Below are 19962 nucleotides of genomic sequence, written 5' to 3'. Positions count from 1 at the left end.
CGCGAGTAGCTATTTATTTGATAGCAAAGCAGCCACCGCGCGGGGGTAAATACGGTGCTCCTGCGTGAGCACCCGGGCGGACAGGGTTTCGGCCGTGTCCCCCGGCAGCACCGGCACCACGGCTTGCTCCAGAATCGGCCCGTGGTCCAGCTCAGGGGTCACCAAGTGCACCGTGGCACCGGCAAATTTGCAACCGGCATCCAGCGCCCGCTGGTGGGTGTGCAAGCCGCCAAATGCCGGCAAGAGCGAGGGGTGAATATTGACCAAGCGCCCGGCATACTTCTCCACAAAGCCTGCGGTCAGGATGCGCATGAACCCGGCCAGCACCACCAGCACCGGTGCCTGCGGTGAGTCGTAGCGGTCGATCACCCCGGCCAGCGCGGCATCAAATGCTTCCCGGTCAGCATAGGTTTTGTGGTCGAGCACATGGGTGTCCAGCCCCTGCTCTTTGCCAAACACCAAGCCGCTCGCGGTGCCTTTGTTGCTGATAACTGCCGCCACCCGGGCGCCATACCGGCCTGCCCAGTCTTCTTTATGGGAGGCGCGCACGATGGTAGCCATGTTGGAGCCACCGCCAGAGATCAAAATCACAATGTTTTTCATAACTGGCTGAATTATGACCACCCCCCTCCTGCTCTCCCCTGTCGAAGCTCGCGTGCTGGCCACCCTCATGGAAAAAGCCCGCACCGTGCCCGACAGCTATCCGCTCACCCTGAACAGCCTGCTGCTGGGCTGCAACCAAAAAACCAGCCGGGAGCCGCTGATGGAGCTGAGCGAATCCGAAGTCAGCAGCGCCGTCGACAGCTTGCGCGAGGCCGGCTTGGTGCATGAGACCAGCGGCGGACGCGCGGTCAAATTCACCCACAACGCCCAGCGCGGCATTGGCGTGCCCGAGCAAAGCGCGGTGCTGCTCGGCCTCTTGATGCTGCGCGGCCCCCAGACGGCGGCCGAGCTGCGCCTGAATGCAGAGCGTTGGTACCGTTTTGCGGACACCTCGTCCGTTGAGGCGTTTCTGGACGAGTTGCAGGAGCGCAGCGAAGAAAAAGGCGGCCCGCTGGTCATTAAGCTGGACCGAGCACCCGGCGCCCGCGAACAACGCTGGGCCCACCTGCTGTGCGGGCCGGTCGACGCCAGCGCGGCAGTCATCAGCCGGTCTGGCGCTGGAGCAGCCCCTGCCAGCGCGGAGCTACAGGCCCGGGTCACGCAACTCGAGGCCGAGGTTGCCGAACTGCGCGCCACGGTGCAAAAGCTGTGCGCCGAACTCGGAATGTCGCACCCTGGACAAGAATAAAAGAACGATCGTGCTAAAACACTGGATAGCGTTCAGCTGAAACGGATATCTAGACTGAGGAGACTGCAATGGACTTGGCTTTCACGCCTGAAGAACAGGCTTTTCGCGAAGAGGTGCGCACGTGGGTAAACGCCCATTTGCCTGCCGACATCGCCCACAAGGTGCACAACGCCCTGGAGTTGACCCGCGAGGACCACCAGCGCTGGGCCAAAATTTTGGGCATCAAAGGCTGGCTGGGTTTTGGTTGGCCCAAAGAGTTTGGCGGCCCCGGCTGGACGGCGATCCAGAAGCATTTGTTTGAAGAAGAATGTGCGCTCGCCGGTGCGCCGCGCGTCATCCCCTTCGGCCCGGTAATGGTGGCGCCGGTCATCATGGCGTTTGGTAATGCCGAACAGCAGCAGCGTTTCTTGCCCGGCATCGCCAGCGGCGAGGTCTGGTGGAGCCAGGGCTACAGTGAACCGGGCTCCGGCTCAGACCTGGCCTCTGTCAAAACCCGCGCCGAGCGCCAGGGCGACAAATACATCGTGAACGGCCAGAAGACCTGGACCACGCTGGGCCAATACGGCGAGTGGATTTTCTGCCTGGTGCGCACCAGCAATGAAGGCAAGCCCCAGACCGGCATCAGCTTCCTGCTGATCGACATGAAAAGCCCCGGCGTGACCGTGCGCCCCATCATCATGCTGGACGGCGGCCACGAAGTGAACGAGGTGTTCTTTGACAACGTCGAAGTCCCTGCCAACAACCTGATTGGCGAAGAAAACAAGGGCTGGACCTACGCCAAGCACCTGCTCAGCCACGAGCGCACCAACATTGCCGACATCAACCGCTCCAAGCGCGAACTGGAACGCTTGAAGCGTATTGCCCAGCGCGAAGGTGTCTGGGAAGACAGCCGTTTCCGCGATGAAATCGCCAAGCTGGAGGTGGACGTAGTGGCCCTGGAGATGATGGTGCTGCGCGTGCTGTCCGCCGAAAAGAGCGGCAAGAACTCGCTGGACATTGCTGGCCTGCTGAAGATCCGTGGCAGCGAGATTCAGCAGCGCTACAGCGAATTGATGATGCTGGCCGCCGGCCCCTTCGCCCTGCCCCTGATCCGCGAAGCCATGGAAGCCGGCTGGCAAGGCGACTTTCCCGGTGGCGAGGTGGGCAATGCCCCCTTGTCTTCCACCTACTTCAACCTGCGCAAGACCACTATCTACGGCGGCAGCAACGAAGTGCAACGCAACATCGTGGCCCAAGTGGTCCTTGGCTAGCGCCATAGGACAACCCGGGCCTGGCCGACAAGACGAGCACCCCCTAGCCCCCTCTCATAAGGGGGCTCCAGAAAGAGCTTCGCTCACTATTGGAGAGAGTTATGGACTTTGATTTTTCTGACGATCAGGAACAACTGCGCGACGCGGTGCGTAAATACGTCGACAAGGCTTACACCTTCGATCGCCGCCGCGCGGCCGAAAAAGCCGGTGGCTTTGATACCGCCGCCTACACCGAGCTGGCAGAGCTGGGTCTAGCCGGCCTGTATGTGCCCGAAGACGATGGCGGCATGGGCATGGGCCCGATCGAGGGCATGGTGGTGATGGAGGAGTTGGGGCGCGGCATGGTGATGGAACCCTTGGCACAAAGCCTGATCGCAGGTGCTGTGCTTTCGGGATATGCCGACGCTGCCACCAAAGCAGCCTGGCTGCCCAGCATAGCCAGCGGCGAGAAGCTGGTGGTGCTGGCCTATCAAGAGCGCGGTAGCCGCTACGCCTTGGATACGATTGCAGGAAAAGCACACCAAGCCCCCGGCGGCTATGTGCTGAATGCTACAAAAAGCATAGTAGCTGCCGGCGATAAGGCGGACGCCTACATCGTCTCCGCCAAGGTCAACAGCGTGATGGGGCTGTTTCTGGTGGAGCGTGAGTCTGCGGGTGTCAGCACCCGGGGCTACAACACCCAGGGCGGCGGCCGCGCAGCAGAAGTTGCCTTCAAAAACGCACCTGCCACCCTGATCACTACCCAAGGCCAAGCCGCTTTGGAGCATGCCGTGGACATTGGCATTGCGGCGACTTGCGCAGAGGCCGTGGGTGTGATGGACAAGACATTCGACATCACCGCCGAGTACATGAACACCCGCAAGCAATTCGGCGTGGCGATCAGCAGCTTCCAAGCGCTGCGCCACCGCATGGCCGACATGAAGATGCAGCTGGAACTGGCCCGCTCCATGAGCTACTACGCCAGCCTCAAGCTCAATGCGCCTGCACCCGAGCGCCGTGCGGCCATGGCACGCGCCAAGTACCAGCTGGGTACCAGCATGCGCTTTGTGAGTCAGCAGGCGGTACAACTGCACGGCGGCATTGGCGTGACGGATGAATACATCGTGAGTCACTACTTCCGCAAGCTCACCGAACTGGAAATGAGCTTTGGAGACACCTTGCACCATCTGGGTGAAGTGTCCGCGCGCATGCAAGACACGGCAGGCGCGTTCGCCTGAAGCGGTAGGGGTCTGGTCAACACGCGGGCACCAGACCCTTTACGCAACCTCTCATGACGGTCCATCTCCAATGTGTGGCCAAGCGTATGCGCCGGGGCTACAAGCACGAACACCTTGAGATTTTGTGGTGGGTGCAAGTGGTGGACGGCAAGCCAACGCATGAAACCGGCTTCTCCACTCATTCCCAGCTTCTGGAGTATGTGGCCTCCAGCGGGCCACAGGCCCTGTGGTGCCCTGCCGCACAAAAGGGCCAGACCGGCGCTTGGGTCGGGGTTCAAACGCTGGGCAGCAAAAAGTACCTGCAAGCTTTCAGAGATGGACGTCCCACGGACGATTTGCTGGCATTGCCCGATAGGTGATAAGACTCTCTCTTCTCGCCGGTCTTTGAGACGCCTGAGATTGCTTCAAAACAAAAGCAGTACACCGTTCGAGCAAAAACTCCTCCAAATAAACATTTGTACCAATATAATTCGGATGGTGTCGAGTCATTGACACAATTTCCGGACTTAGTGAGCTTATGGAGCCCCAACTTGGGGCTCCTTTTTTTGTCCAGGCCATCGTCGCAGCATTGCGGACAAGACAAGATAGCGACTCGCCAGCTTAAGACAACAAGTCAAAGCGTTGCAGCATCTTTGACTTCGCGCTTCCTGAAAGCAACTTTCATGGAACAGGTTTCAGCGGCCAAGGACAAGTAAACGCTTACGTCTACATTCTCAATCGCCCAATGCATGGACTGCTGCAGCGTGTCTCGCGCTTCCAAAGAGCCTGTCACACCATCCTTGTCCTGCCATACCCCGATCACCTCCAAAACGTTCGCCCAAGAGCTTCGATTGCGGCAGGCATCTTCAGGGGCGGTACTCACCAGCTCTATACGCTGCACCAGTCCCGCGCCCACATAGAAAGTGGCATGAAAAGCCTCCGAACCGAGATACACCTCTCGCTGAATCCAGCGACCCCGCGTGTTTCTGGGACCCAGGGCTGGCTTAGCCACTCTTTCAACGGAGCGAATACTGCCTATGAGTGTGCGCTCGGGCGACATGAGAAGCTCGCTGTAGAGCGCGCATACATCGACGCATCGAGAGGTCTGGGCAGCGCCAGGGGCAGTTGCCAGCAGCATCAAGCCCGACAGCAATACAAACTTGAGGCTCCGCAGACTCCGCCAGCTGAGTGGGCGCATTTTGGCCCGCCCCACCCGAGTCGCAAGCTCAATCATTGTGTTCATAAGGGTCGCGTGTGCCGGTTTCGCGAACGGATGGGCGGCTGGCTGGAATACGGTGTGAATGGCTTTCGCGCGGAGTGCGCAGTGCTCGCTCTTTACAGACGAGAACCGGCACCAGGGACTTGGAAATAAGCCCCGGGACAATATTGCCATTGAGCAAGCGAAACAACGCGTTGTTATCTTCGTTGCCCACCACAATGAGATCGCAATGCCGTTTTTCAGCCGCATCCGCTACCGCCAAAGCGATATCACTCGCCATGGACGTGGCGCGGTGGCTGTGCACCCCACACCTTTCTGCCCATGCACTTGCCGCGGCAAGCAAGCGCGATGCCTCTGCAGCAGCTCTGGCTTGGAGGCCCTCCGCTGAACCATCGGCTACCGGCATTAGTTCCGTGACCGGGTAGTCATAGTGGGGCAGCACGCCAAAGAAAAAAATGTCCGCGCGGTGGCTTTGCGCCATCTCGATCGCATGATCGATAGCGGATTGGGTTACAGGTCTAGCGTCTACGACAACAAGAATTTTTCGAACCATGGTGAACCTCAGGCTTTGGATAAGCGGGTGAGTTGGAGCTCTGCCAGTGATGTGTATAGAGGCGCACTGATCAAACGGGACACCCCGCTCGCAAATAAGGCGCTGGCCATCAGGCTGAGCACCAAGGCGTGACCGTCCACCATTTCCATCACGATGATGAAAGCAGTCAATGGCGCTTGGGTCACGGCTGCCAAAAATGCAGCCATTCCTAATGCGATGAGCGTGGGCGGGTTGGCATAAGAAGTCCATTGGGCAACATCACTGCCAACGGCACCGCCGATGGCTAACGATGGCGCAAAAATGCCGCCGGGTACACCCGACCAGGCGGTCAGCCATGTGGTCACAAACTTCAACAGCACATACAAGGAACTGGTATCCCCACTGTTTTCAAGAGAAGCCTTGGTGTGCGCATACCCACTACCGAAGGTGTCACCCGCGGTTACCACACCAATCACCGCAATGCTCAGCCCGCAGGCTGCCGCAAAAGCCACTGGCCGTGCCTTGCGCTGCGCGGTGAACCAGTCCAACGAATGTCCGGCCAACGACACCACGAGCAAACGGGCGAACAAGCCCCCCAGGAGACCACACGCCAGCGATACCAAGACACCGGGCAAGAGCGCACGCCAGCCAAAACCCTCCACTTTGATCACGCCAAAGTAGCTGCCGTTACCGTAGGCCGAGATGCCCATCAACCCCGCCAACACAATCGCGGCGATGGTGAGGCCGTGATTGCGATGCTCAGGTTTGCGGGTCAGCTCTTCAATGGCGAACATAACGCCACCTAAAGGCGTGTTGAACGCAGCCGCTATACCTGCGGCCCCCCCTGCCACTAGCAGGCTGTGCTCACTGATTTGCGAACGCTTGGGTAGCCAGCGGCGCACGCTGTGCATCACGCCTGCCGCTATTTGCACCGAGGGGCCTTCCCGCCCAAGCGACAGACCACCCAGCAGGCCCCACGCCGTGAGCACCATCTTTGCGGCAGTAAGTCTCAAGGAAACGAAAAGGCTGCGTGTGCTCTCAGAGACTTCCGGGTCCTGCGCTGCCATCACCTGCGGGATACCGGAGCCCGCAGCACCCGGGAAATAGCGTCGGGTCACCCACACAATGATGGCGGCACTGAGTGGCGTCCAAAAGAGCGGTGCCCACCAAAAGCTGCCTTGAAGTTTGAAGAAAACGGCAAGTGCATGCTCAGTCAGCCAAGTGAAGCAAACCACCGTGAGCCCAGCGAGTGCGGCAAACACGATAAACAGAGCTCGCCCGCGCCAGAGGTGGGCATCGTAGAGCTCGTTCTTAAACGAAGAGTAAATATGAGGGTGCTGCCGCATCGGAAGGTCATCCATGTGATTACTGTGGGCATCATACATTGGTACAAATGTATTTTGTTATATTTGCACAAATGTACTTGGTGCAACAACCTGCAAGGAGAACGAAATGAAAGTTGGCTTGATCGGATACGGCAAAGCGGGAAGCGCCGTAGCGCAGGTGCTGAGTGAAGACCCTCGCTATGACTTGCAGTGGATTGCCACGCGCAGCGGAAACCCAACGGCAGTGACGTTAGGGGAGCAAACAATTCCAGTAACAGCCTTGACCCAAGAGCACTTGTCCGACTGGCTGGATCAACATCCGGTTGATGCGCTGGTGGACTTTTCGAATGCAGCATCAGCTGCTATTTATTCGGATGAGGTTCAACGCAGGGGACTGACCGTGGTGACTGCGATTTCCTCGTACGACGATTCCCAGCTCGACCGGATGCGGGAGCTGGGAAAATACGCCAAGGTGCTGTGTTCGCCCAACATCACCGTCGGCATCAACTTTCTGATCATGGCTGCTCGTCTTTTGCGAGAGATCGCCCCGTTTGCTGATGTGGAAATCCTTGAACAGCATTTCCGCGACAAGCCGGAAGTCTCAGGAACTGCAAAGAAAATAGCAGAGAGTCTCGATGTGGGAGGCGAAAAAATCACTTCCATGCGCCTAGGTGGCATCGTCGGGCACCACGAGGTGATCTTCGGATTTCCCTACCAAACCGTGCGGCTGATTCACGACTCCATCAAGCGCGAAGCTTTTGGCACAGGCGCTGCATTTGCTCTCAACGAGCTTCGGAACTGCCCGCAGGGCTTCTACACCTTTGATGATTTACTGATGAAACGGGTGCGAGCACAAATCCTCGCGGGTCACACGAGTTGACGGCACGGGCGATTGGGGCACCGTATGATTCGCGCACCCAAAGTATCTGTGTGTGTCGATGAACAACCCCAACCCCGCCCCTGAACCAACAGATAACGCCGCACAGGCCTTGCGACAGTTCAGAGTGGTATTCAATGCAGTCCGAACGCACTTCCGGCAGATAGAAAAAGACACCGGATTGGGCGGAGCTCAAATTTGGGCGCTGAGCCTGATACAAAACAGCCCGGGGCTTGGGATAAGCGACATAGCCCTCCAGATGGACATCCATCAGTCCACCGCCAGCAACCTAGTGAAAGTGTTGGTCAAGAAAGAGCTGATCACCCTGACGAAGTCGGCGCAGGACAAGCGAATGGCGGAGCTGCGTGTAACCCCCGAAGGCAAGCAAGCCCTCGCCAAAAATCCTGGTCCGTATGAAGGCGTGCTGCCGAACGCCTTGCGACAGCTGGACGAGACCACACTGGCCAATATCAACCGGGATTTAGGGAAACTGGTTCAACTGCTGGCCGTGGATGAAGCCGCTCGCAATATCCCACTGGCAGACCTATAGTGCGACACCCTTGGATGCGAAGCACAGCTTGTCTCAAAAACACTAGACCAGACCGACTTCCAGCAGCTCGCGCTTGATGTAAGCGTAGTACAACGGCGCAGCTACCAGGCCGACCACCCCGAATATGGCTTCGCCCACAAACATCACGGTCAACAGTTCCCAAGCGGTGGTGCCGGTTCGCTTGCCCACCACTTTCGCGTTGATGACGTACTCGAACTTGTGGATTGCAATCAAAAACATCAGGCACGCCAAACCGACCATGGGAGCGACTGACATGCCAGCCAGAGTCAACACGCCGTTGCACAGCAGGTTGCCCACAATCGGCACCAGACCTGCGAAAAACGTCAAGGCCACCAACATGCCCGAATACGGCACGTGCACTTCAAACAGGGGCAAGGCGCCAAACAAAAAGAGCGCGGTGCACACCGCATTGAAAGACGCGATCCAAAACTGCGCGACCACGATCTGACGAAACGCCCCGATAAAGTGGCGCGCCCTGGTGCGGGCCGCGGCCCGCAAGGGCGCGGGGTGGGGCACGCCGGGGGTGCCCACTATCAACGCACCAATGACCAGCCCGACATACGCCAGCAACAGCCCCTGCAGACCTGCCGAACCAAAGCCTGTGATCGCCCGTGCCTGGCTCTGTAAATACGCCGCCAGCCAAGCTTGGGCAGCGGCCAGGCCATCCGGCAAATGGGCCGCAAGATCTGGCGGCAGTTTTTGGCGAATTTCCAGCACCGTGCCGGCCAAATGGTGCAGCAGGGCTGCATATTGGCCGCCCGCCCCGATGACCATGCCCTTGGCATTCGACAACACCACCGCAAACAAGAGCAGGGGCACCACAATCACCCACCCCGCGGCCACAAAAGGGCTGGGGCGCCACCGCCCCAAGCGCTGGCTGGTGCTCAGGGCTTGCGCCACCATGAACCCGAGGCAAACGGCCAACAGGCCGGGCAACATGGCATAGACCAGCACCGTCAAACAGATCAGCCCGACCAGCACAAAAGAGCTGGCGGCCACATAGCGGGACAACGCGGCCACAGGGCCTGATGGGTGGGACTTGGAATTCATGAGTGCCGCGATGGTATCAATAGCGCCAACAGCGACTCGAACCCCCAAAGACTGCGGGGATGTCCCCGATGGCCCACGCCCATTGCGCCACATCAAGACTGGTGTCAGCTTAGGTGCCTAGACTGTGAAAAACATTCCGCAGGAGACACGATGCTGCCCGCCTTCATATCCCACCCCGATTGCGCCCGCCACGAGATGGGACCCGACCACCCTGAATGCCCCGAGCGCCTGGGTGCCATTCAAGACATGTTGCTGATCCGTGGCCTGCTGGATTACATGAATACCTACGAGGCGCCCTTAGCCACTGTGGCCCAGCTCGGTCGGGCGCATGCGTCCAACTATGTCAATGAACTGATCGACGCCTCACCCACCTTCGGATACCACAAAGTCGACCCCGATACCGACATGAACCCCTACACCATGCGTGCAGCCTTGCGGGCCGCTGGTGCTGCAGTGCAGGCCACCGATCTGGTGCTCGGGGGACAAGTGCCCAGCGCCTTCTGCAATGTGCGCCCGCCGGGCCACCATGCCGAGCGCTCCGCCGCCATGGGCTTTTGTTTTTTTAACAACGTGGCCGTCGGTATCCGCCATGCCCTCGATGTGCATGGCCTGCAGCGGGTGGCCTTGGTAGATTTCGATGTGCACCATGGCAACGGCAGCGAAGACATTTTCCGGGGCGATGAGCGGGTCCTGATGTGCTCTATTTTCGAGCAGGGCCTCTACCCTTACAGCGGCGACAAGGCGACCGGCCCGAACATGTGCAACGTCGGCCTGCCCTCCCGATCAGGCAGTGAGGCCTTCCGGGACGCGGTCTCCAGTCACTGGATCCCAGCGCTCGATGCCTTTGCTCCCCAGCTCATTTACGTATCTGCCGGGTTTGACGCCCATCGCGAAGACGACATGGGCAACCTCGGGCTGGTGGACGCCGACTACGCATGGGTCACCCGGCAGCTGATGGCCGTGGCCCAGCGCCATTGCAAAGGGCGCATCATCTCTTGCCTCGAAGGCGGCTACGTGCTCAACCCCTTAGCCCGCAGCGTGGCCGAACATGTCAAAGTATTGATTGGCGCAGACTAGAACCCTCTGGAGAGACCATGGAAAAGCACTATCTCACGCCCCTCTTTGCGCCGCAGTCCATCATCGTGTTTGCAGGTTCCACTGATTCGCCGGACACCATGACCCACCAGGCGCGCACGTTGGTAGCCTCTCTCAAGAGTCAAGAATTTGCCGGCACCCTGCGCTTTCTCGACATTCAGAGCACCGGCACCCTGGCGGATCTCGCCCAGGCCCGGGCCGATCTGGCCATCATCGCCCTTCCCCCTCAAGACGTGACCGCGGCTCTCGAGATCGCAGGCCGGATCGCCTGCCGGGCCGCCTTGATTGTGTCGAGCGGCATCAGCGGCGCGCAGGCCAGCGCCCTTGCCAAAATTGCCAAACGCGAAGGGATCTTGCTGCTGGGGCCCAACTGCCTCGGAGTCCAGCGACCAGCCATGCAGCTCAATGCCAGCGCGGCCGGGCCACTGGCCCAGCGGGGGCCTTTGGCGCTGGTCTCCCAGTCGGGCGCACTGACCGCGTCCATGCTCGACTGGGCAGCCAACAATGCGGTGGGGTTCTCCAGTGTGGTGTCACTGGGGCCGTACACCAGCATTGATATTGCCCACGTGCTCGATTACTTGGCCAATGACGCACAGACCCAGAGCATCGTGGTCTACCTCGAGGGGATCTCGGACTCGCGCCGCTTCATGAGTGCCCTGCGCATGGCAGCCAACGCCAAGCCCGTGGTGGTGCTCAAGGCCGGCCGCCGCCCGGCAGGCAATGAGGCTGCACAAACCCACAGCGGCGCCATTGTGGGCAGCGACGATGTGTTCGATGCCGCACTGCGCCGCGCAGGCGCAGTGCGGGTGCGCTCTTTTGTAGAGTTGTTTTCAGCAGCCAAGTGCTTGGCTTCACGCTACCGGCCGGTGGGCAAGCGGCTGGCCATCGTCACCAACGGTGGCGGGCCCGGTGTGCTGGCCGCCGACTGGATCAATGAGCTCCAGTTGCAACTCGGGCGCTTGTCGACCGAGAGCGCAGCCGCTTTGAAGCCACAGTTACCAGAACTGGCCTCGCTCACCGATTTGATGGATTTGTCTGAAGAGGCCGATGCCAGTCACTTCAAGGCCGCACTGGAGGCCGCCGGCAAAGACCGCGGTGTGGACGGCGTATTGGCGATTTACTCGCCCAAGGCGGGGCACGACTCCTCTGCAGTAGCCGAAGCGCTGGCCGAGGTCAAAAAGACCATCGGCAAACCCCTGCTCTCTTGTTGGATGGGCGACAGCACCGTCGTTGCAGCACGCGGCATCTTGAAGGCGGCAGAAATACCAAGCTTCCGCACCCCGGAGGCTGCCGTAGGCGCCTTCGGCAACATTGCATCCTTCTACCAAAACCAGCTGCTCTTGCAGCAAACACCGCCGCCCCTCTCCACCCTGGCCAAGCCTGACATTGAAGGTGCGCGCCTGGTCATAGAGAGTGTGCTGGCCGAGCGACGCAAGGTGCTGACCGAAATGGAGTCCAAGACCCTGCTCTCGGCCTTTCATATTCCGGTGACCCGCACCATCCTGGCCCGCAGCGCCAACGAGGCCATGATGATTGCCACCCAGCTGGGCTTTCCAGCGGTGCTGAAAATCGACTCGCCCGACATCAGCCACAAATCGGATGTGGGCGGCGTGGCGCTGAACATCATGAACGCCACCGGCGTGCGCGACACCTACAACGACATGATGCAAACCGTGAAGCGCCTGCGGCCCGATGCGCGCATCAACGGCGTCACGGTGCAGAGCATGGTGCGCTCGCGCCATGGCCGGGAAATCTGTATCGGCCTGGTGACCGACGACCCTTTCGGCCCGGTGATTGCCTTCGGTGCCGGCGGCACCATGATCGAGCTGATCAACGACCGGGCGATGGAGCTGCCCCCGCTGAACCAGTTTCTGGCCCGCCGCCTCATCGAGCGGTCACGCGTGGCCGAGACCCTGGGCGAATGGCGCGGCAGCCCGCCCGCCAATATCGACCTGCTGGAGCAGATATTGCTGCGCATCTCCGAGATGGTGTGCGAGCTGCCCCAGCTGCGCGAGATGGATATCAACCCCATCATCGTGGACGAGCACGGCGCTGTGGCGGTGGATGCGCGCATTGTGATTGACCATGCCCCACAGGGCGTGAGCAGCCGGGTGCACAACTACAACCACCTGTCCATCCTGCCCTACCCTGCCCAGTACGAGCAGCTGTGGCCCATGCGCGGTGGCGGCGAATACACGGTGCGCCCGGTGCAGCCGGACGATGCGCAGATGCTCCAAAACCTGGTGCAAGGCCTCTCCAAAGAGAGCCGCTACTTCCGCTTTGTCTCCAGCATGCACGAGCTGCCGCCCTCCATGCTGGCCCGCTTCACGCTGATTGATTACGACCGCGAGATGGCCTTGGTGGCCATCCACAAAACCCGCACCGCCGGAGAAGACGGCGAAATGCTGGAGACCGAGCGCATCATCGGCGTCTCCCGCTATGTGACCAACCCCGACAAATCGAGCTGTGAGTTCTCGCTGGTGGTGGCGGACGACTTTGCCGGCAAGGGCCTAGGCTCACGGTTGATGATGTCCATCATGGACGTGGCACGCGACAAGGGCCTGAGCGAAATCGAAGGCTTGGTGCTGACCCACAACCCCGGCATGCTCAAACTGATGCGCAGCCTCGGCTTCACCGTCAAAACCTTTGAAGAGGACGCCGATTTCAAGCTGGTCAGCCACCCGCTGTGACCCATCCGCCGCTTAGTGGCACCAGGGTCATTTACAAGGCTTTTCAGACTCTAGCGCCCGTGGAATATGCGCGAGCAGCTATGCTTTCAGGAGCAATTGCTGGAGCACCAAGCGGGCGCTGGACAGGTTGGTTGCACACGGCACGTCATGCACGTCACAGGCACGCACCAGGGCGTTGATGTCAGGTTCATGGGGCTGTGGGGTCATGGGGTCGCGCAGGAAGATCACCGCGTCCACCTCCCCCACGGCCAAGCGGGCGCCGATCTGCAGGTCGCCGCCCCAGGGGCCGCTGAGCATGCGCTCCACCGTCAGGCCTACCTCGTCGACCAGGCGGCCACCGGTGGTGCCCGTGGCCATCAAGGTGCAGGTTTGCAGGTAAGGGGCGAACTCACGGGCGAGTGCCACCATGGTGTCTTTTTTGCGGTCGTGCGCGATCAGGGCGATGCGCGGACGCTCAGAAGGGGTGCGGGTTGCAGGGCGTTGGGAAGGGCTGGTACTCATGCCCGCATGCTAAAGCACCAGCCGGGACGATGCCGGCACATGCGCCATCAAAAACTCCATCTGGTCCGCCAGGATGCGGCGGTTGCGCAAAATAAAGTCTTCCCACAGGCTGGGCACATAGGGCGTGTAGAGCAAGGGCATATTGGCCTGCTCAGGGGTGCGGTGGCTCTTGCGGTGGTTGCAAGGCTTGCAAGCGGTCACCACATTCATCCAGGTGTCAATGCCATGCTGGGCGAAGGGAATGATGTGCTCCCGGGTCAGGTCGGTTTCATGAAAATGCCCACCGCAGTAGGCGCATACATTGCGGTCGCGGATGAACAGCTTGGCGTTGGTCAGGCCGGGGCGCAAGTTAAAGGGGTTGATGCGGGGCACACCGCAGGTACCGATGATGCTGTTGACACGGATGATGGATTGCTGCCCGGTGACCGAGTTGTGGCCTCCGTGGAACACCGCGACCTCACCGCCGGCTTCCCAGCGCACTTCGTCCGCGGCGTAATGAATCACCGCTTGTTCGAGCGATATCCAGGATTGGGGCAGCCCTTGGGCCGACAACTTCAAGACTTTCACGCAACGCCTCCATCAACGGTTCAAACAACCACCAACACAAGTCTGCAAAGGTCTGCAAGTGCGCACCGGACGAGCGGCCCGGGCCCTGCTCGGTCACAATATACCGTGTTTCCATGACAAATTGGCTTCAGGCGCCGAGGCGATGTGCGCAGCCTGCCATCAAAAAGATAACAACTCCATGAAGGTTTTTCGCGGTTTCAAGCACCCCGGCGTTGCCGAGGCGTGCGCAGTGACGATTGGCAACTTCGATGGTGTGCACCGGGGCCACCAGGCCATGCTGGCTCTGCTCAAGGGCGAGGCCCAGCAACGCAGTGTGCCCAGCTGTGTGCTCACCTTTGAGCCCCATCCGCGCGACTATTTCGCCAAACTCCATCAAAAGCCGGAGTTGGCACCCGCCCGGGTAGGCACCCTGCGCGACAAGCTGGACGACCTGGCCAAGGCCGGCGTAGACCAGAGCATCGTCCTGCCTTTCGATGCGCGCCTGGCCAACCAGAGCCCGCAAGACTTCATCCAGCAGGTGCTGCAAGACGGCCTGGGTGCCCGCTATGTACTGGTGGGCGACGATTTCCGCTTCGGCAAAGCTCGGGCGGGCGATTACGCGCTGCTTGATGCGGCGGGCGAGGCCCACGGCTTTGACGTGGCCCGCATGAACAGTTACGAGGTGCATGGCCTGCGCGTCTCCAGCTCAGCAGTCCGCGAGGCACTCGGCCAAGGGCGTATGCAGGACGCAGCCCGCCTGCTGGGCCGGCCGTATTGCATCAGTGGCCATGTGGTGCACGGGCGCAAGCTGGGCCGCACCCTAGGCTTCAAAACCCTGAATTTGCGCTTTGCGCACTGGAAACCAGCCGCTAGTGGCATTTTTGTGGTGTTGGTCCACGGTTTGGCCGCCAAACCCTTGCAAGGGGTAGCCAACCTCGGCGTTCGTCCCTCGCTGGACCCCAACGACGTCAACCGCGGCCGGGTGCTGCTGGAGACCCATTGCCTGGACTGGCCGGAGGAACTGGGCCCCGAGGGGGCCTACGGTAAAATCACCCGCGTGGAACTGCTGCACAAACTGCACGACGAATTGAAATACGACGGTCTGGACGCCCTGACACAGGGCATACAGAAAGACCGCGATGACGCGCGCGCCTGGCTCGCGGCGCACATCAGCCTTCCCAGCAGCACCCGAATTTGACGGGGCTGGCCCCTGCGGCCACCCGACGCACTTTGCCCCGCGTCACCTGTCTCCCCCTGGGGTTGCCTTGGCCCATGCGCCGGTAGCCCCCCACCCGAATTGCTTGCACAAAGCCTCCAAACCGAGAGTTGGCCATGACTGAACCCGTTGATTACCGTAGCACCCTGAACCTGCCCGATAGCGCCTTCCCCATGCGCGGCGACCTGCCCAAGCGCGAGCCGGCCTGGGTGAAGACCTGGAACGAAGAGGGTTTGTACAAAAAACTACGCGATGCCCGCGCCGGCCAGCCCCTGTTCGTGTTGCACGACGGCCCCCCTTACGCCAACGGCAAGCTGCACATCGGCCACGCGCTGAACAAAATCCTCAAGGACATGATCGTCAAGAGCAAGCAGCTCGACGGGTTCGATGCGCAATACATCCCCGGTTGGGACTGCCACGGCCTGCCGATCGAAAACGCGATCGAAAAGCTGCATGGCCGCAACCTGAGCCGTGACGACATGCAGGCCAAAAGCCGCGCATTTGCCACCGAACAGATCGACCAGCAACGCGAAGACTTCAAGCGCCTGGGCGTGTTGGGTGACTGGGAGCGCCCCTACAAGACCATGAACCCCGCCAACGAGGCCGGCCAGATCCGCGCCTTCAAGCGCGTGATCGAACGTGGCTTTGTGTACCGTGGCTTGAAGCCGGTGTACTGGTGTTTTGACTGCGGCTCCAGCTTGGCAGAGTTCGAGATCGAATACGCGGACAAGAAAAGCGACACGCTGGACGTGGCCTTTGAGTCCAACGACGCGGCCGACTTGGCGAAAGCCTTCGGCCTGAGCGCCCTGCCCGCTGGCAAGCAAGCGTTCGCTGTTATCTGGACCACCACCGCTTGGACCATCCCTGCCAACCAGGCCCTTAACGCCCACCCCGAGCTGGAATACGCGCTGGTCGACACGCCCAAGGGCGTGCTGCTGCTGGGCGCGAGCCTGGTCGAGAAGTGCTTGGAGCGCTTTGGCCTGACCGGCACCGTGCTGGCCACCGCCAAGGGTGAAGCCCTGCGCGGCCAAGTGTTCCGCCACCCGCTGTACGACCTGCCTGCCGATGTGAACGTGGCTGGCAACGAATACAGCTACAAACGCCTCTCCCCGCTGTACCTTGCTGACTACGTGAGCGACGGCGACGGCACCGGCATCGTGCACTCCTCGCCCGCCTACGGTGTGGATGACTTCAACAGCTGTATCGCCAACGGCCTGAAATACGACCAGATTTTGAACCCCGTGCTGGGCAATGGCGTGTACGACGCCGAGCTGCCCCTGTTCGGCGGCCAGCACATCTGGAAGGCCTGCGCCAATGTGATCGACACCCTGCGCGAACACAACCGCCTGATGGCCACCGTGGGCATCACCCACAGCTACCCGCACTGCTGGCGCCACAAGACACCGGTGATCTACCGCGCAGCCGCCCAGTGGTTCATCCGCATGGATGCCGGTGAGGGCGTATTCACCCAAGACAAAGCGCCCAAGACCCTGCGCCAGCTGGCGCTGGACGCCATCGAGCAGACCAGCTTCTACCCCGAAAACGGCCGCAGCCGTTTGCGCGACATGATTGCCAACCGGCCCGACTGGTGCATCTCGCGCCAGCGCAGCTGGGGTGTGCCGGTGCCCTTCTTCCTGCACAAGGACAGTGGCGAGCTGCACCCCCGCACCATGGAAATCCTGGACCAGGCGGCTGACATCGTTGAGCAAGGCGGCATCGAGGCCTGGAGCCGCGTGTCGGTGGAAGACATCTTGGGTGCGGCCGACGCACCCAGCTATACCAAGAGCACCGATATCCTGGAAGTCTGGTTCGACTCCGGCTCCACCTTCCAGCACGTGCTACGCGGCAGCCACAAAGATGCGTATGCCGTGCCCCCCTTCCACGCAGAAGGCCCTGAAGCCGACCTCTACTTGGAGGGCCACGACCAGCACCGCGGCTGGTTCCACAGCTCGCTGCTCTTGGGCTGCGCACTCTACGACCGCGCGCCCTACCGCGGTCTGCTGACCCACGGTTTTGCCACCGACGGCCAGGGCCGTAAGATGAGCAAAAGCTTGGGCAACACCGTCGAGCCCCAAACCATCACGAGCAAGATGGGCGCCGAGATCGTGCGCTTGTGGGTGGCCAGCACCGACTACTCCGGTGACCTGAACATCGACGATAAGATCCTGGCCCGCGTGGTGGACACTTACCGCCGCGTGCGCAACACGCTCAAGTTTTTACTGGCCAACGTCTCTGACTTTGACCCGGTCAAAGACGCGGTGCCGGTCGACCAGTTGCTGGAAATCGACCGCTATGCGCTTGCCCGTGCCGCGCAGTTGCAGACCGACATCCTGGCGCATTTCAAGGTCTACGAATTCCACCCCGTGGTGAGCAAGCTGCAGGTGTACTGCAGTGAAGACCTGGGCGCGTTCTACCTGGACGTGCTCAAAGACCGCCTCTACACCACCGCCGCCAACAGCCTGGCCCGCCGCTCCGCGCAAACCGCGTTGTGGCAAATCACCCAGGCCATGCTGCGCTGGATGGCGCCCTTCCTCAGCTTCACCGCTGAAGAAGCCTGGGCGGTGTTGGGCGCCGAGGGCAAGACACCCGAGGCCACCAAGCTCTCCATCTTCCTGGACGGCTACTCCACTTTTGCCGCGCCGGATGAAGCCTTGCTTGCCAAGTGGGCCCGCATCCGCGCGGTGCGCGAAGCGGTCAACAAAGACATCGAGACCTTGCGTGCGGCAGGTCAGGTGGGCGCATCTTTGCAAGCGGAGGTCACACTCACCGTGCCGGCTGAAGAGTTCGCCCTGCTGAGCAGCTTGGGGGAGGACTTGAAATTTGTGTTCATCACAAGCGCTATCAATTTGGTAGCTGGATCCGCACAATCCATCAGCGTAGCAGCCTCTAACAACGTGAAATGCGAGCGCTGCTGGCACTACCGTGCCGACGTGGGAGCAGATGCTGCGCACCCCACCTTGTGCGGCCGTTGCACCACCAACCTGTATGGCGCCGGCGAAACCCGGACGTTTGCCTGATGGCCCGCGGCAAACAAACCTTCAGCAAGAGCAGCGGCAAAAGCGGCTGGGTACAGTGGCTGGGCTTGGCCCTGATCTTGCTGTTGATTGACCAGTTCACCAAAGTCCTGATTGTCGGCAACTACCGTCTGGGCGATAGCACCTTTGTCACCAGCTTCTTCAACGTGGTGCGAGTGCACAACACCGGCGCTGCGTTTTCGTTCCTAGCGGACGCGGGTGGCTGGCAGCGCTGGTTTTTTACCGGCATTGGATTTGTCGCAGCCGTAGTGATCATCTGGATGCTGCGCGCCCATCCGGGACAAAAGCTGTTCAGCTTTGCCATGGCCTGCATTTTGGGCGGCGCGATCGGCAATGTGATTGACCGCTTGATGTACGGCTATGTGGTGGACTTTCTGGACTTCCACTGGAGCGGCATGCATTTCCCAGCCTTCAATGTCGCGGATTGTGCGATTTCCGTAGGCGCCATCTGCCTGATCCTCGACGAACTCCTGCGGGTCCGAAAAACCTGATTCCAAAGCGACTGCCGAACGCCGAAGGGCGCTCGCCTAAAATAGATCTATTTGGCGTGCGCACCCCTCTGCGCCCCGCTGCGTCTCGCACCGACACCCCCACCATGCACACACCCTTTTTCCGACGCGGCCTGTTGGCCGCTCTTATGACATTAGGCACTTGCCAAGCCAGTTTGGCGCAGAGCGTCCTGATGGCGCAAGCAGCCACTCCGGCGGCCGATACCACCCCCGCAGCCAACGCAGTTTCCGGCCAATTTGACAAGGCGATCAACAAGGACGAGAACTGGTACTTCTCCTGGGGCTACAGCCGCCAGCAGTACGCACCGTCGGACATCCACGTTTCTCAACCGGAACTGGGCAACAACTTTACGGTCCGCCAAGCGCGGGCCAGTGACTTTCCGTCCAGCATTCCAGATACCTTCAAATCCCTGCTGACCCTGGATTTCACCGATCCGCAAGAAAACATCCGCATCGGCAAGTTCCTCAACGACGAGAAAACATTCGCGGTGGAACTGAACATCGACCACAGCAAATACAACGTCGATTACGGGCAAACGGTGGCGGTCGATGGCACGGTCACCACCCCGGGTGCCATGTCCTCGATGGTGGTGTCCCCCCAGAACTTCAACTACGCCTTGCACAACGGCTTGAACCACATCATGGTCAACGCCGTCTGGCTCCACCGTTTGCGTGGCCCGGCGCACAAAGCCGGCGACCTGCAACTCATCAGCCGGGTGGGCGCGGGTATTTTGCTGCCGCACGCTGACAACGTGATTTTTGGAAACGCCAACCAGGTCGGCCCCAAGAACGAAAACATCTGCTGCTTCAAGAGCAACGACTGGTGGCAAATCAACGGCTGGACCGCCGGCGTGGAAGTGGGCCTGCGCTACCGGGTCTACAAATCGATCTATGTGGAGCTAACCAACAAAGTCGCCTATGGCCGCTTGAGCAAGGTACCCGTCTTCAAAGGCACAGCCGACCAGGAAATCTGGATGAACGAGCAGGCCTTGTCGGCCGGCTTTCTGTTCTAAACCGCAGCACAGCTGCCAAGCCAAGGGCACCCGATCCGGGTGCCCT

General features: G+C 60.6%; 19 protein-coding genes. 12 read left to right on the top strand and 7 right to left on the bottom strand.

Annotation, left to right across the window (positions count from 1 at the left end):
- Positions 1 to 9 precede the first annotated feature (9 nt).
- Entirely contained in the window at positions 10 to 603 is a 594-nt protein-coding gene (gene purN / locus U5L73_RS07100) for a phosphoribosylglycinamide formyltransferase (RefSeq protein ID WP_322561687.1), read from the bottom strand.
- A 13-nt stretch (positions 604 to 616) separates the two neighbouring features.
- Between purN and U5L73_RS07095 the strand changes: the two genes are divergently transcribed.
- The 4 genes from U5L73_RS07095 (at position 617) to U5L73_RS07080 (ending at position 4117) form a co-directional block, all read left to right on the top strand.
- A complete protein-coding gene (locus tag U5L73_RS07095) occupies positions 617 to 1291 on the top strand; it encodes a YceH family protein (protein ID WP_322561686.1) in 675 nt (224 codons plus the stop codon).
- A gap of 68 nt (positions 1292 to 1359) precedes the next feature.
- Positions 1360 to 2541, top strand: coding sequence for an acyl-CoA dehydrogenase family protein (locus tag U5L73_RS07090; RefSeq protein ID WP_322561685.1), 1182 nt, complete (start codon positions 1360 to 1362; stop codon positions 2539 to 2541).
- 101 nt (positions 2542 to 2642) lie between these two features.
- On the top strand, positions 2643 to 3758 hold the full coding sequence (locus tag U5L73_RS07085; protein ID WP_322561684.1) for an acyl-CoA dehydrogenase family protein: 1116 nt from the start codon (positions 2643 to 2645) through the stop codon (positions 3756 to 3758).
- Between the two features lie 53 nt (positions 3759 to 3811).
- Positions 3812 to 4117 (top strand): DUF3892 domain-containing protein, encoded by a 306-nt coding sequence (locus tag U5L73_RS07080; RefSeq protein WP_322561683.1) that lies wholly within the window; start codon positions 3812 to 3814, stop codon positions 4115 to 4117.
- 254 nt (positions 4118 to 4371) lie between these two features.
- On the opposite strand, the gene U5L73_RS07075 is transcribed toward U5L73_RS07080, so the two are convergent.
- Genes U5L73_RS07075 through U5L73_RS07065 form a run of 3 tightly spaced genes read right to left on the bottom strand, consistent with a single transcriptional unit; the run spans position 4372 to position 6849 of the window.
- Positions 4372 to 4980, bottom strand: a complete 609-nt coding sequence (locus tag U5L73_RS07075) for a hypothetical protein (RefSeq protein ID WP_322561682.1) — start codon at positions 4978 to 4980, stop codon at positions 4372 to 4374.
- Entirely contained in the window at positions 4964 to 5509 is a 546-nt protein-coding gene (locus tag U5L73_RS07070; RefSeq protein ID WP_322561681.1) for a universal stress protein, read from the bottom strand. The genes U5L73_RS07075 and U5L73_RS07070 overlap by 17 nt, the downstream gene beginning before the upstream one ends.
- A gap of 8 nt (positions 5510 to 5517) precedes the next feature.
- Entirely contained in the window at positions 5518 to 6849 is a 1332-nt protein-coding gene (locus U5L73_RS07065) for a chloride channel protein (RefSeq protein ID WP_322561680.1), read from the bottom strand.
- A gap of 91 nt (positions 6850 to 6940) precedes the next feature.
- Between U5L73_RS07065 and U5L73_RS07060 the strand changes: the two genes are divergently transcribed.
- Both U5L73_RS07060 and U5L73_RS07055 read left to right on the top strand, forming a co-directional pair.
- On the top strand, positions 6941 to 7693 hold the full coding sequence (locus U5L73_RS07060) for a 4-hydroxy-tetrahydrodipicolinate reductase (protein ID WP_322561679.1): 753 nt from the start codon (positions 6941 to 6943) through the stop codon (positions 7691 to 7693).
- Positions 7694 to 7751: 58 nt separating this feature from the next.
- Positions 7752 to 8240, top strand: coding sequence for a MarR family winged helix-turn-helix transcriptional regulator (locus tag U5L73_RS07055; RefSeq protein WP_322561678.1), 489 nt, complete (start codon positions 7752 to 7754; stop codon positions 8238 to 8240).
- A 42-nt stretch (positions 8241 to 8282) separates the two neighbouring features.
- On the opposite strand, the gene U5L73_RS07050 is transcribed toward U5L73_RS07055, so the two are convergent.
- A complete protein-coding gene (locus tag U5L73_RS07050) occupies positions 8283 to 9311 on the bottom strand; it encodes a permease (RefSeq protein ID WP_322561677.1) in 1029 nt (342 codons plus the stop codon).
- A 150-nt stretch (positions 9312 to 9461) separates the two neighbouring features.
- On the opposite strand from U5L73_RS07050, the gene U5L73_RS07045 reads away from it, so the two are divergent.
- Positions 9462 to 10388, top strand: coding sequence for a histone deacetylase family protein (locus tag U5L73_RS07045; RefSeq protein WP_322561676.1), 927 nt, complete (start codon positions 9462 to 9464; stop codon positions 10386 to 10388).
- Positions 10389 to 10405: 17 nt separating this feature from the next.
- A complete protein-coding gene (locus U5L73_RS07040) occupies positions 10406 to 13096 on the top strand; it encodes a bifunctional acetate--CoA ligase family protein/GNAT family N-acetyltransferase (protein ID WP_322561675.1) in 2691 nt (896 codons plus the stop codon).
- Between the two features lie 78 nt (positions 13097 to 13174).
- On the opposite strand, the gene U5L73_RS07035 is transcribed toward U5L73_RS07040, so the two are convergent.
- Both U5L73_RS07035 and U5L73_RS07030 read right to left on the bottom strand, forming a co-directional pair.
- Entirely contained in the window at positions 13175 to 13597 is a 423-nt protein-coding gene (locus U5L73_RS07035) for a methylglyoxal synthase (protein WP_322561674.1), read from the bottom strand.
- Between the two features lie 9 nt (positions 13598 to 13606).
- Complete coding sequence (locus U5L73_RS07030) at positions 13607 to 14164, bottom strand: HNH endonuclease (protein ID WP_322561673.1); 558 nt, start codon at positions 14162 to 14164, stop codon at positions 13607 to 13609.
- A 178-nt stretch (positions 14165 to 14342) separates the two neighbouring features.
- On the opposite strand from U5L73_RS07030, the gene U5L73_RS07025 reads away from it, so the two are divergent.
- From U5L73_RS07025 to U5L73_RS07010, 4 genes are all read left to right on the top strand, one after another.
- On the top strand, positions 14343 to 15341 hold the full coding sequence (locus tag U5L73_RS07025; protein ID WP_322561672.1) for a bifunctional riboflavin kinase/FAD synthetase: 999 nt from the start codon (positions 14343 to 14345) through the stop codon (positions 15339 to 15341).
- Positions 15342 to 15475: 134 nt separating this feature from the next.
- The gene (gene ileS, locus U5L73_RS07020; RefSeq protein ID WP_322561671.1) at positions 15476 to 18376 is read left to right on the top strand and encodes an isoleucine--tRNA ligase; all 2901 of its coding nucleotides are present in this window, start codon (positions 15476 to 15478) and stop codon (positions 18374 to 18376) included.
- Positions 18376 to 18885, top strand: coding sequence for a signal peptidase II (gene lspA / locus U5L73_RS07015; protein ID WP_322561670.1), 510 nt, complete (start codon positions 18376 to 18378; stop codon positions 18883 to 18885). Before ileS ends, lspA begins: the two co-directional genes overlap by 1 nt.
- A 146-nt stretch (positions 18886 to 19031) precedes the next feature.
- Positions 19032 to 19916 carry a hypothetical protein gene (locus U5L73_RS07010; RefSeq protein WP_322561669.1) on the top strand — a complete coding sequence of 295 codons (885 nt, stop codon included), beginning with the start codon at positions 19032 to 19034 and terminating at the stop codon, positions 19914 to 19916.
- The last annotated feature ends 46 nt before the right edge of the window (positions 19917 to 19962 follow it).

Origin of the sequence: Rhodoferax sp., from assembly GCF_034520025.1 — a bacterium.
Lineage (GTDB): Bacteria > Pseudomonadota > Gammaproteobacteria > Burkholderiales > Burkholderiaceae_C > Allorhodoferax.
The sequence above is the reverse complement of the archived record's forward strand: the minus strand, read 5'-3'. Positions and strand labels throughout refer to the sequence as shown.